Genomic DNA, 12,277 nt, shown 5'->3' on the forward strand with positions numbered 1-12,277 from the left:
GTTTTAACCTCCTTTTTTCAGGGCCGTTTATTTATTGTGTACTTTTAATTCCATTAAATAAGCGGCAAGAGCATCTAATTCATCCTCTTCCAACTTCGGATAAGTATTGGTCATTTTGTTTCCGGGTTTAATACTTTCCGGATCTTTTAACCATCTTTTCAATTCTTCTTCATTATGATCGAGAACACCAGCAATTTTTTCGCGTTCTCCAAAATTTGCTAGGTTAGGTGCAATTCTACCTTCAGGTGGTGTTGCGTTATCCGTACCGACAGCATGACAAGTAATACAGCTATTATTGAAAATTTCTTCACCTTTTACTGCAAGATCAGTTGAAGGTTGAACTTTTTCAGCATTTTGCATACCTGCAACCCATTGATCAAAATCAGCTTTAGGCAATGCTTTTACTTTAAAATCCATGAGCCAATGCGAAGGACCGCATAATTCAGCACATTTTCCGTAGAAAACATCTCCAGCTTCGGTTGCTTTATCTTGATCGACTACTAACCAAAACTTATTGATATTATCAGGATTCGTATCTAGTTTCCCGCCAAGTGGAGGAATCCAGAACGAGTGCTTTATATCTGCAGATTTCAATTGGAAATAAACTTTTTCCTCAGTTGGAATAACAAGGTCCTGGCTTGTTACGATTCCTAAATCTGGATATTCAAATTCCCACCAGTAAAGATGAGCGCGTACGTTGACGACAAGTGCTTCCGGATTGCCGTCTTCATCTTTTTTACCAATTGCGGATACATCGCCTTGGGAAAAAGTAACAGCAACAGTTGGAACAGCAAGGATTAAAAGTAAAACGATCGGGATAACTGTCCAAATAATTTCTAGTACATGACTTCCCTCAACTTGTTTAGGAATTTTGTTCTCTTCGCCTTTTTTTCGACGGAATTTCACGAGTGCAATAATCCAGATGACGAAAACTACTACGATGACCAACATCATGATTCCTAAACTAAACAGAATAAGGTCATATTGCTCTTGAGCTACTTGACCTGCCGGTCGAAGAGCGGACAGGAATGGCTCGCCGCATCCTGACAGGACAAGCGCCAAAATCGCAAAAACTGATGCGAGACGCCACTTTTGCAGCCATTTTTTCATAGTTTAATCAAACCCCTCTTTCGTAAAGTGTCTTAGCGGTTCTAAGGACCGGTTCTTCTATGTGGATTTCCTATTAAAGAAAGAATTCCTAAAGTTAAATGACAGTAAAGATGACCATTGCTGTAAACAGAATCGTCAAGTAGTTTAATGAATATACAAACATAAGTGTAGCCCATTTTATTTCGTCTTTCATTCTATACCCAATTACACCGAGAGCAAGCCAGCCAATATTAAAAGCTGTTGCAAGAATAACAAAAGGTAGTCCTAGGGACGTCATGAAAAACGGAATTGGTAAAAGCATGGCTACCCAAATGATGATATGTTTTTTTGTTGCAGCGAATCCCTTTACAACAGGAAGCATTGGGATACCGGCAGCTCTATATTCCTCCACTCTTCTCATGGCTAACGCATAAAAATGTGGCGGCTGCCAAATAAACATGAGCAAAAACAGCATCCAAGCCATAGGCGGTAATGTTGGATCAACTGCTGCCCAACCAATTAAAGGTGGAACCGCACCTGAAATACTACCGATAACCGTATTACTTACATACAGTCGCTTTGACCACATACTGTATAAAACAACATAACTGAATATACCAATAATGCCAATGATCCCAGTTGTAATATTGGTCATAAACAACATGGCCAATCCTAGAAATACGAAAGTGAAACCGACGATAAGCACTCTAGATCCACTTATTTTGCCGGTAACTGTTGGCCTTCCTTTCGTTCGTTTCATAATCGGATCGATATCCCGGTCTATGTAGTTATTCAATGCACATGAGCCCGCTATAACAAGCGATGAACCCAACAATGTGAAAATCACAATATCAATTGACTGGAGAAAATGTGCCCCTGTAAACATAAATGCTAGCCACAGGCCAGTAAATGTCGTAATTAAATTGGAATTTACGATGCCAATTTTGATAAGTGCCGCAAAATCTTTCCATGCAGTTGTTGGAGGGCTAGATGTTTCTTGCATTGTTGTTAGAGTACGACTATTTCCCATTCTAATTCCTCCCTTCTTTGCAAAATTCTAAGTCCATACATAAATACTATAATGCATTCCTCGCTTATTTTCTCACTTTCCCGCTAGATTTCAGTATTTGTTCACTATTTTTTCTTTCTAAAAATCTTTCGATTCATTATATATGACAGACCGCTTTAAATATTGTACCATATTGTGACAAAAAAACAGAATGCTAGCCGGGTATAGTTATATTGGTCCAATTCAATATTAAATCATATTTTTCATTTAATTTGGAGAATCATTGCGAAAAGAGTATGTCCAATCTGTGACAGCTCACTCAAATAGGCAACTGTTTTACTTAAGTATATCTTCTATTACTTTTAGCAAAAATTAGAAGTATTATCAAGCTTTCACTTTCCATTTAGGTATTGTAACAATTTTGTCGGTTGTTTTTTCTTGTCTGATTATGTACTATCGGAAATGGAATTAATATTTATAGTAAGAAGGTGAAGATTTGCACCGCAAATTAAAATGGTTTTCTGTTCTCACGACATTTGTCATGCTGGGAGTCTTGCTTGGAGGAGCATTGGTGACGAAAACCGGTTCCGAGCTTGGGTGTGGAAGGACTTGGCCGTTATGTAACGGAGAGTGGATCCCAACGGAAATTACGCCGGCCCTTATTATTGAACTTGCTCACCGTCTTGTATCAGGAAGTGCAGGTCTACTCGTTCTAGGCCTTTCTATTTGGGCTTGGAAAGCAATCGGTCACAAAAAAGAAACGAAGCCATTAGCAGTTCTATCTGTTTCTTTTTTACTTTTGCAAGCATTGATTGGTGCAGCGGCAGTCATGTGGCCTCAGTCTGATTTTGTATTAGCCCTTCATTTTGGCATATCACTCATCTCATTTGCAGCCGTATTTTTATTAACCTTGCTTGTTTTCGAGGTAGATCAAAAATTCGATACGAGTAAACTCGTTATTGATAAAAGAATGAAAGTCCACACTATTGGTGTAACAATTTATAGTTATGCAGTCGTTTATACAGGGGCCCTTGTCAGACATACAGACGCAAGCCTCGTATGCCGGGATTGGCCGCTCTGCGTAAACGGAGCTTTTGCTTTTCCTGCAAATATATATGAATGGATCCAGATGGGTCACCGTCTAGCTGCAGGCTTGATTTTCCTTTGGATTGCGTATATAGCTATACTTGCCATGAAACATTACAAGCACCAAAAGGTAATGTATTGGGGATGGATTATCGCTCTTATTATTGTGACTCTACAAGTAACAGCAGGTGCTATCGTTGTCATAACTAGCTTAAATATTTACTTTGCGCTAGCACACGCTCTGTTTATCGCATGTTTATTCGGTTTATTAAGTTACTTTATTATGCTGCTAACTCGAAATCCTCAAGTTGTATCAGAAGCAGCGTATGATAAAGTTCAAGAGTCGGAATTGAAAACAACTAAAGTAATTATTCAATAAAAAAACTTGCACAGCCGTTGTGCAAGTTTTTTTATATTGGTAAGGCAGGTTTTCCGAAGCTTATCGCTCGCTTTCCGCGGGGCGAGCGGACGCTTCTCCAAACCGCAATCTATATATTTAATTTTGATCGGTTTCGGAATTTTGTTTCATTACGATAATTAAGAGGAGATGATTCTAACTTTGGTTCAGGTGTAGTCTTTTTAGTCTTAAACTTTTCATCATATTTTCTAAACATGGCTACATTTGTGAGAATTCCCATTGCTATTGATAAAACTACTATGGAAGAACCGCCATAACTAATAAATGGTAATGGTACTCCTGTAATCGGAATCAATCCCGACATTCCTCCGAGATTGATGAAAGTTTGAATTCCAATCATTCCAGCAATCCCTATTGCCAGCATACTGCCAAATGGATCCCGGGATCTAATGCCAACATAAAAACCCCGAAGGACAATATATCCTAGCCCAAGCACTACAAATCCAACTCCAAACACTCCTAATTCTTCGGCAATGACCGCCATAATAAAGTCCGTGTGAGCTTCCGGAAGATAACCCATCTTTTGAATGCTTTGGCCTAAGCCTAAACCTTTTAATCCCCCTGAACCGATGGCTAAATAAGAATTGACGAGTTGAAATCCTTCATTCCCTGCTGTTCCGAACGGATCCAAGAATCCTGATATCCGCTTCATATTTCCAGCTGTGAAAAATTTATCAAGTTTCAAAATGACAAATGGAGCCAGCAACGATGCAGCTAAAACTCCCATCATAATAAGTTTAATAATCGTCTTTAATCGCATACCAGAGCAGATAATAATCATTAAACCAATTAATAAAGTAATCGCCGCAGTTCCGTTATCCGGTTCTATTTTTATTAAGAAACAGACAAAAACTAGATAAATAATGGGCGGAAAAACGCCTTTATTCAGTTGGTCAATATAACGTTGTTTATTTGCATATACAGCTGATAAATAAATAATGACGCTGATTTTTACAAACTCTGATGGTTGTACCTTCCTTGCCCCTACTTGAATCCAGCTCTGGGCATTATTTGTTACATGACCTAAGACAGAAACAGCAAATAAACCTAATACAGATATAATCGTCATCACAATAAGAAACTTTTTATTCCTAAATGCCTTATAAGGAAAAACTGCAAAGAATAAAAAAACTGTAAATGCCGCCAATAAATTAAGTTTCTGATTTTGATAGAAAAAATCGGCAGGGTATTCATACCATTGGACAGCCATTACCATACTAGAACTGTATATCATCACAAGACCAAATAAGCAAAGCAATATGTACACAGCTATAATCGAATAGTCATAAGATTTTAGTATTTTTTTGAACATAAAACTCTTCCAATCTATAATTGAGTTATAAAAAAACCCAAACAATTACATCGAACTGTTTGAGTTTTAATATAAAATTCCTGCACGCAAGCATAACAAAAAGCTATACTAAGATTCCCTTTTAGCCGGAAAACCCTTATTTTTTCAATGATGCTTCATGCAGTGAAGAAAGTTGCCTCTCAAGCGAGCCCATTAATTCTTTCCCATCCTTCTCATCGATCAAGCCAAGACGGACAGCAAAATCTATTTCGCGGGATAATCCGAACATTTGAGTGTCTAGCACTTCTTCGTATAAAGGGCATTGCGGCATTGTTAAGTTGTCCATTTGCACCTGTATCAAACGCAATATTTTCTCAGCGTCTGCCTTAAGAAGGGCATAGGCTTTTTCCCGATGATCTATTTTCATTTCAGACACCACATAAATCCCCCTATCTTATAGAAAAGCGCAAGCGCCTTGCGCTAGACATATGAACAAATAGACAATACTATCTGTAAATTTTACATTTAAACTGCCCAAATTGCAAGGGTAAATGGACCGGGATTCATATTAATAATAATGATATGTATTGTCAGTTATGATAAGGGGACAACAACTTTTAATTTACCGGTATTCGCGATATAATTTACTAGACTATAGAAAGGGGCTGAAATTGTGGATACAATCATGCCAATCAAAGGAAAAGTCAAGTTCCCAATTACACTTGATGCCGGCGTTTGGATTTTCGATGATCGCCGAATTGATCTAAATACATATTTCACAGAAAAGCAAAAAGAGAGTAAAGATAGCGAGGAATTTACTGTCGTATCGAAGCATTGGGATAGGGTAATTAAAGAAGGTGCTGTCTCTCCCCCAACATTGAAATCAGAGCGTCAATTTGAAAAAGTTAAAATTTTGACGGGAACATTTGGCATCATATTCGAGCCTTTTTTAAAAAATGCTGAACCTGCCAAGGATGCGACTAAGCTCGTCATTGAAACTATTACAGAAGAAATTGATCTTCCTTTAGAAGAAGGTTACAAAATAATCGTTCAATTCTCAAAAGATGGGAAGCCGATGATTGAGAACGGTCCTGTTCATATTCTTTATCCTGACGGCTCAAACCGTGAGAATCCAATTAAAAACGTGAAAGCATTTAGGGTAGAATAATTTAAAAGCAGCCGGATATCAAAATCATCCGACTGCTTTTTATCTTACAATAAATCCGCTGCCAACTGCGCAAGACCGGAACGCTCCCCTTTAAGAAGTTTTATATGTCCTGCGATTGGTTCTTCTTTAAACCTTTCTAATACATAAGTTAGTCCATTATTGTATTCGTCCAAATAAGGGTGATCAATTTGCTCTGGATCCCCCATAAATACGATTTTACTTCTCTCCCCTACTCTTGTCAGGATTGTTTTAGCTTCGTGTTTCGTTAGGTTTTGCGCTTCGTCAATGATAATAAATTGATCAGGTATACTGCGTCCGCGGATATAGGTTAGCGCTTCAACTTCAATTGACCCCATTCCAGCGAGAATAGCATCTAGTTCACCTGGCTTTTTAGTATTAAATAAATATTCAAGGTTATCATATATCGGCTGCATCCACGGCCTGAGCTTCTCTTGCTTTTCCCCCGGTAAATATCCGATATCTTTCCCGACAGGTACAATCGGACGAGCGACAAGCAACTTTTTATACATACGTAAATCCTCAGTTTGCATCAGGCCTGCAGCAAGCGCCAATAAGGTTTTTCCCGTTCCTGCCTTTCCAATCATGGTGACTAGCTGAATATCCTTCCTGAATAAAAGTTCAGCAGCCATAGTTTGCTGAGCATTTCTAGGTTTAATCCCCCAAATCGAGTCATAATGATTTACGAGTTTTTTTACGACTGTGCCAGTGTGATTTACAATACCAATTCCTGATGCCGAACTTCCAAGTTCATCTCTTAAGATTAAGAATTGGTTAGAATAAAACTTTTGGTTAGCAAACTTCTCCAATGGCAACTCACCTTTTTCATAAAATAAACCAATTTTATCTATATCTAGATGCAATTCTTGAAGACCGGTATAAAGATGATCGACTTCGACTACTCGATCACTCAAGAAATCTTCAGCCTGTAAACCTAAAGCATCAGCTTTCACCCTTAGAAGAGCATCTTTGCTAACGAGAATGACGGGTTTTCCATTAGGTTTTGTTTCTTCTTCTATAGCGATATTTTTTGCTACCGCCAAAATTCTATTATCATTTGTTTTCTCTATAAATATTTCCTGAAGTTGATGAAAGGAGCGGTGGTTAAGTTCGATCCGCAGCGTTCCTCCATTCTCTAGTAGGATCTTTTCATGGAGTTTCCCTGCTTCTCTGAAGCTGTCAATTAATTTCGAAACATGTCTTGCATTCCTGCCAATTTCATCCATATATCTTTTTTTTGAATCCACTTCTTCAAGTACAACAGCAGGAATTACGATCTCATTATTCTGAAATGAGAAGACCGCATTTGGATCTTGTAACAAGACATTTGTATCTAACACGTATATTTTCGTCAATATTGATGCCTCCTGCTCCTTTTTGATATATCATATGTGGCTTTACGGCGGCCGGTTCCAGCAGTTAGCCATACAGGGGATCAGACTATTTTATGAAATATATGACAGTTTGAATAAAGATAGAATTAAATAGCAAAATAAAAGAGAAATGCGGAAGCACTGGAGGGATGGATATGCGAAATGCATTATTTTTATTATTGTTTTTGTTGCTGATGTCCGCTTGCCAACAAAAGAATACCCAACATCAGAATAATATGGACGTCATGCCCCAAGGAGTATCGGTTAAGGACAGTCACATAGATGTTCGGGACCGATCGGACATGGTAGATGAACAAAGAGCGCAATATTTAGCAGACTTGGCAGGAGATATACCGAATGTAAGGAATGCAACGGGATTAGTAATTGGGAATATCGCCATAGTTGGAATTGATGTGGACCCCAATGTTGACCGATCAAAAGTAGGGACAATTAAGTATGCCGTTTCTGAAAGCCTAAGGCATGATCCACAAGGAGTAGGTGCAATGGTAGTTGCCGATCCAGATGTCAATGCCAGGCTAATAGAAATGCGAAGGGAAATTTCTGCAGGTAAACCAATCCAAGGGATTATGAATGAACTCTCGGCAATGATTGGAAGACTGATGCCTGACGTACCTCTTCCTGAGAACGGAAAAAACCCACAAAATGCTACGGAAAGACCAAAAGATGAAATGAATAGGTCAAATGATCGGGAATTAGAAATGGAACAGAAAGACCAGTCCAATCAACAAAAGTAATTATTTTTATGGCATTTCATGTTATAATGTGGTGAAATAGAATGTTTTCATTCACCAGAGGTGTTTAAACCATGAAAGTACAATGTGTTATTTGTGACCAGCAGTCATCATTAGAAGACGGTTCGCCACTTGCAAAAAAATTACGAAACAGACCTATTCACACTTATATGTGCGAGAATTGCCATGATCGAATAAAAGCCAATACAGAAGCAAGACATACAAGCGGATCTTTTCAACTGTATAGTTACAACACAAAAGAAAACGATTTTTAATTGCTGCATAAAAGCAAAAAAAAACCCGTTACATCTAAAGATGTAGCGGGTTTTTTCATCTGAACAAGGCGCTTACGCTTTTGGTTATATAGTTCCTGCTTTTTTTTCACGTTTCAGTCTTATTTTGTAAATAATTAATATTAAGGCCGCAACCATAAGTCCTTCTGCGATCGGCAGGAAAATGGCAAGGAATGTTAAAAATAAGCATCCTGTTATTAGAAATAGATAAATAACAGCAGATTTTAGTAAAGGCAATCTTTTGGCAAATCCTAATTTATAAACCAAAATAGCAAGGCCTGTAATGGTAAACCATAATAACCAATTCGCTATTGATGGATTATTAGTCAAAAGATAAAAAAATCTTAAAGTAGGAGAAAAACTGTCGATTGCTCTTTGATCTGCGGTCGTTAACCCTAAAACAAAAAATATATGTAACATGAAGTTCTTCGCAACTCCCTTCCATATATAATTATAAGTGTAAAAACCCGGCCCTGCGCACAGGGACCGAGTCTAGCATAGCATATTTTACTTTCATACAATCATTTATTGTTCGATTTCAGCATACTTCTTCTTTTTAGCATATTTTTCACGTTCATTTTTATCTAGAATTTGCTTACGAAGTCGGATTGATTCTGGAGTTACTTCACAATACTCATCATCATTTAAATACTCCAACGCTTCTTCTAGAGACATAATTCTTGGCTTTTTGATAACAGTTGTTTGGTCTTTCGTTGCTGAGCGAACATTTGTCGCATGCTTCGTTTTTGCAATATTTACTGTTATATCGTTTTCCCGTGTATGCTCTCCAACAATCATACCCTCATATATTTCTGTTCCCGGTTCTACAAATATGGTTCCACGATCCTCTACATGCATAATACCGTACGTCGTGGCTTTACCGGTTTCCATTGATACGATTACGCCTTGTCTCCTGCCTCCGACCTTTCCTTGCTGCATCGGCTGGTAGGAATCAAACGTGTGATTCAAAATACCGTAACCTCTTGTCAATGACATAAATTCTGTCGTGTACCCAATTAATCCTCGAGCTGGAACATTAAAAATTAGACGAACTTGGCCATTTCCATTATTGACCATGTCCAACATTTCCCCTTTTCTAGAACCAAGTGATTCGATTATACTGCCTGTATGCTCTTCTGGGATATCTATTTGGACACGTTCAATCGGTTCACATTTAATACCATCTATTTCTTTTACAATTACTTGTGGCTTAGAGACCTGCAATTCAAATCCTTCACGGCGCATATTTTCAATTAGGATTGATAGATGCAGTTCACCACGACCAGAAACGATCCAAGCATCAGGGGACTCAGTATCATCTACCCTTAAACTAACATCTGTTTCAAGTTGGCTTTTGAGCCGTTCTTCAACTTTTCGGGATGTAATATATTTTCCTTCCTTCCCGGCAAACGGACTATTATTGACGAGAAATGTCATTTGTAACGTTGGCTCATCTATTCTTAATGGCGGCAGTGGCTCTTGATGCTCTGTTGGGCAAATTGTATCACCCACATCGATATCTTCCATTCCAGAAACAGCAATTAGGTCACCTGCAAATGCTTCATCAATCTCGACCCTTTTCAAACCGAAAAATCCAAACATTTTAGATACGCGAAATTGTCTCGTTTTTCCATCTTGCTTAAGAATGGAAACTTGTTGTCCAACCTTCATGGAACCTCTAAAAATCCGGCCAATTCCTATTCTTCCGACATAATCATTATAATCTAACAAAGAAACTTGGAATTGTAACGGATCTTCCTTATTGTCAATTGGAGCTGGGATAAACTCCAAAATGGTGTCGTACAATACCTCCATATTATCGTCCTGCTGATTTGGATCTTTACTCGCTGTTCCATTAATTCCCGAAGCGTAAATAACAGGGAATTCAAGTTGTTCATCACTTGCATCCAATTCAATAAACAATTCCAAGACTTCATCTATGACTTCTTCTGGGCGAGCAAAATCGCGGTCGATTTTGTTTACAACCACAATTGGAGTTAAATTTTGTTCCAAAGCTTTTTTCAACACAAATCGTGTTTGCGGCATACAACCTTCATATGCATCAACAACAAGAAGTACACCATCAACCATTTTTAAAATCCGCTCAACTTCTCCCCCAAAGTCAGCATGTCCAGGTGTATCCATTATATTTATTTTCGTTTGTTTATATTGAATGGCGGTGTTTTTAGCTAGGATGGTTATTCCACGTTCTCTCTCAATATCATTGGAATCCATTGCCCGGTCTGCCACTTGCTCATTTGTTCGGAATGTTCCAGATTGTCTCAAAAGCTGGTCAACCAAAGTGGTTTTACCGTGGTCAACGTGTGCAATGATGGCAATATTCCGGATATCTTCTCTAAGTTTCAATTTATTTCCTCCTGCCTAATTAAGAAAAGCGCAAGCGCCTTGGTCAGCCCCGACAAGCAAATGTTCTGATCCAACAAAAGTCCGGTCTTGACTTTTATTGGATTAGGTTATTTGACCTCGAGGGGCTAGGCGCTGTAGCTAGACATGTTAGATGTATGATATAAAAAGCATAAGCATATTGGGATGCTCATCTCTTTTTATTTAAAGCTTTTATTATAGGATTAACTGAATGATTATAACACATTCTGTAGAAAAAAGGTATTTTTTTTTGTACTATAGGATTGCAAGGAGGCGAGTTAATGAATAATATCAAATGGAATCTCCTTTTCCTAGCCATATTGGCAACCTTCTCTATCGTAGGAATTGGGATATTCTTGGGTGCACGAAGTTCAGTCGGCATGATTGTTTGTTTGATTATTTTAGTTGCTGTTATGGGCTACGGGTTTAAGGTAAAGAAAAAAATGCTTGATGCGGGGAAACTATAATAAAATAGAATGAAGGCGCACTATATGCGCCTTTTCCGTTTTAGACTTATTTTTTTAGATAATTTTCGAGGATTTTTGCATGAAGACCCGGCTTAGCTACTAAGATAGAACTCTTTTGAAGGATACTTAACTTTTCCCCGTTCAAATCCGTGACAATTCCCCCAAGTTCTTCAACGATAATTTTACCGCCAGCAAAGTCCCATGGTGAAAGTCTCATACTGATATAAGCGTCAAGCCTTCCTGTTGCAACATAAGCAAATTCGAGAGCTGCTGAACCATATGACCTCGTTCCCCTTACATCCTGCGCTAAAGGGATTAGGGTGTTAGTTGGATCCATATAACGATTAGGAGCCATCCATGTAGCACTACAGCCAATTAGTGCGTTTTCTACAGGAACCTCTTCTAGCTTAGGGAGCTTTAGTTCATCCCAATATGCCCCCTTCCCTGCTTCAGCATAATATAGCTCATCATGAACCACATCATAAAGATAGCCAAGTTTACCGATACCATTATCCAAAATACCGATTGATATAAAAAAGTTTCTTTGCTGATGGACGAAATTCATTGTCCCATCAATCGGATCGATTATCCAGATCACACCATCTGTATTCACTAATTCGTCTCCGAACCCTTCCTCACCTAAAATCTTATGGGAAGGAAATGTCAATCGAATTTCTTTTGTAAAATATTGTTCAATTTGCTGATCAATATTTGTGACTAAATCATTTGCATCAGCTTTCGTGTTAATCTCAAGTGCTGTCTGAAAGGAAGCAATGATTTTTTTGCCTGCTTCTTTCAACCATAATTTAGCATGTTCATCCACACTAGCCCAACATGTCATTTTCATTCCTCCATCGCAATCCACTTCTTCCGAGTTCATTAACTATAGCTTAGAGAAAAAAATATGTATTATCAAGGAAAAAACGAA

13 protein-coding genes are annotated in these 12,277 nt (G+C 38.2%); 5 read left to right on the plus strand and 8 right to left on the minus strand.

Annotation, left to right across the window (positions count from 1 at the left end):
* Nucleotides 1-27: 27 nt before the first annotated feature.
* Nucleotides 28-1,110 (minus strand): cytochrome c oxidase subunit II, encoded by a 1,083-nt coding sequence (coxB, locus tag KHA88_RS07470; RefSeq protein WP_213096516.1) that lies wholly within the window; start codon nt 1,108-1,110, stop codon nt 28-30.
* Between the two features lie 94 nt (nt 1,111-1,204).
* Nucleotides 1,205-2,119: a heme o synthase gene (gene cyoE, locus KHA88_RS07475; RefSeq protein ID WP_213096515.1), complete on the minus strand. Its 915-nt coding sequence runs from the start codon at nt 2,117-2,119 to the stop codon at nt 1,205-1,207.
* A 475-nt stretch (nt 2,120-2,594) separates the two neighbouring features.
* Here cyoE and KHA88_RS07480 point away from each other — a divergent pair, with 475 nt between their 5' ends.
* Nucleotides 2,595-3,563: a COX15/CtaA family protein gene (locus KHA88_RS07480; protein WP_213096514.1), complete on the plus strand. Its 969-nt coding sequence runs from the start codon at nt 2,595-2,597 to the stop codon at nt 3,561-3,563.
* Between the two features lie 109 nt (nt 3,564-3,672).
* On the opposite strand, the gene KHA88_RS07485 is transcribed toward KHA88_RS07480, so the two are convergent.
* Together KHA88_RS07485 and KHA88_RS07490 are read right to left on the minus strand one after the other, a co-directional pair.
* On the minus strand, nt 3,673-4,914 hold the full coding sequence (locus tag KHA88_RS07485) for an FtsW/RodA/SpoVE family cell cycle protein (protein ID WP_213096513.1): 1,242 nt from the start codon (nt 4,912-4,914) through the stop codon (nt 3,673-3,675).
* Nucleotides 4,915-5,050: 136 nt separating this feature from the next.
* The gene (locus KHA88_RS07490; protein ID WP_213096512.1) at nt 5,051-5,332 is read right to left on the minus strand and encodes an Fpa/YlaN family protein; all 282 of its coding nucleotides are present in this window, start codon (nt 5,330-5,332) and stop codon (nt 5,051-5,053) included.
* 234 nt (nt 5,333-5,566) lie between these two features.
* Between KHA88_RS07490 and KHA88_RS07495 the strand changes: the two genes are divergently transcribed.
* A complete protein-coding gene (locus KHA88_RS07495; RefSeq protein ID WP_213096511.1) occupies nt 5,567-6,061 on the plus strand; it encodes a peptidyl-prolyl cis-trans isomerase in 495 nt (164 codons plus the stop codon).
* Nucleotides 6,062-6,105: 44 nt separating this feature from the next.
* On the opposite strand, the gene KHA88_RS07500 is transcribed toward KHA88_RS07495, so the two are convergent.
* Nucleotides 6,106-7,434 carry a PhoH family protein gene (locus KHA88_RS07500; protein WP_213096510.1) on the minus strand — a complete coding sequence of 443 codons (1,329 nt, stop codon included), beginning with the start codon at nt 7,432-7,434 and terminating at the stop codon, nt 6,106-6,108.
* A 173-nt stretch (nt 7,435-7,607) separates the two neighbouring features.
* Between KHA88_RS07500 and KHA88_RS07505 the strand changes: the two genes are divergently transcribed.
* Complete coding sequence (locus KHA88_RS07505; protein ID WP_213096509.1) at nt 7,608-8,207, plus strand: YhcN/YlaJ family sporulation lipoprotein; 600 nt, start codon at nt 7,608-7,610, stop codon at nt 8,205-8,207.
* A gap of 71 nt (nt 8,208-8,278) precedes the next feature.
* Nucleotides 8,279-8,479 (plus strand): YlaI family protein, encoded by a 201-nt coding sequence (locus KHA88_RS07510; protein ID WP_213096508.1) that lies wholly within the window; start codon nt 8,279-8,281, stop codon nt 8,477-8,479.
* 84 nt (nt 8,480-8,563) lie between these two features.
* Here the strand turns inward: KHA88_RS07510 and KHA88_RS07515 are convergent, their stop codons facing one another.
* Both KHA88_RS07515 and typA read right to left on the minus strand, forming a co-directional pair.
* Nucleotides 8,564-8,917 carry a YlaH-like family protein gene (locus tag KHA88_RS07515; RefSeq protein WP_213096507.1) on the minus strand — a complete coding sequence of 118 codons (354 nt, stop codon included), beginning with the start codon at nt 8,915-8,917 and terminating at the stop codon, nt 8,564-8,566.
* Nucleotides 8,918-9,022: 105 nt separating this feature from the next.
* Nucleotides 9,023-10,864 carry a translational GTPase TypA gene (gene typA, locus KHA88_RS07520; RefSeq protein WP_213096506.1) on the minus strand — a complete coding sequence of 614 codons (1,842 nt, stop codon included), beginning with the start codon at nt 10,862-10,864 and terminating at the stop codon, nt 9,023-9,025.
* A gap of 299 nt (nt 10,865-11,163) precedes the next feature.
* Between typA and KHA88_RS07525 the strand changes: the two genes are divergently transcribed.
* Nucleotides 11,164-11,349, plus strand: coding sequence for a YlaF family protein (locus KHA88_RS07525; protein ID WP_213096505.1), 186 nt, complete (start codon nt 11,164-11,166; stop codon nt 11,347-11,349).
* A 46-nt stretch (nt 11,350-11,395) separates the two neighbouring features.
* Here KHA88_RS07525 and KHA88_RS07530 read toward each other — a convergent pair whose 3' ends face one another.
* Nucleotides 11,396-12,190 (minus strand): inositol monophosphatase family protein, encoded by a 795-nt coding sequence (locus KHA88_RS07530; RefSeq protein ID WP_213096504.1) that lies wholly within the window; start codon nt 12,188-12,190, stop codon nt 11,396-11,398.
* Nucleotides 12,191-12,277: the final 87 nt, after the last annotated feature.

Source organism: Lederbergia citrea, from assembly GCF_018343525.1.
GTDB lineage: Bacteria > Bacillota > Bacilli > Bacillales > Bacillaceae_C > Lederbergia > Lederbergia citrea.

What these genes read in the sequence shown, in the direction of transcription:
- KHA88_RS07525 (WP_213096505.1), top strand. Translation starts at nt 11,164, where the DNA reads ATGAATAATATCAAATGGAATCTCCTTTTCCTAGCCATATTGGCAACC.
- KHA88_RS07485 (WP_213096513.1), bottom strand. Translation starts at nt 4,914, where the DNA reads ATGTTCAAAAAAATACTAAAATCTTATGACTATTCGATTATAGCTGTG.
- coxB (WP_213096516.1), bottom strand. Translation starts at nt 1,110, where the DNA reads ATGAAAAAATGGCTGCAAAAGTGGCGTCTCGCATCAGTTTTTGCGATT.
- KHA88_RS07510 (WP_213096508.1), top strand. Translation starts at nt 8,279, where the DNA reads ATGAAAGTACAATGTGTTATTTGTGACCAGCAGTCATCATTAGAAGAC.
- KHA88_RS07505 (WP_213096509.1), top strand. Translation starts at nt 7,608, where the DNA reads ATGCGAAATGCATTATTTTTATTATTGTTTTTGTTGCTGATGTCCGCT.
- KHA88_RS07530 (WP_213096504.1), bottom strand. Translation starts at nt 12,190, where the DNA reads ATGACATGTTGGGCTAGTGTGGATGAACATGCTAAATTATGGTTGAAA.
- KHA88_RS07515 (WP_213096507.1), bottom strand. Translation starts at nt 8,917, where the DNA reads ATGTTACATATATTTTTTGTTTTAGGGTTAACGACCGCAGATCAAAGA.
- cyoE (WP_213096515.1), bottom strand. Translation starts at nt 2,119, where the DNA reads ATGGGAAATAGTCGTACTCTAACAACAATGCAAGAAACATCTAGCCCT.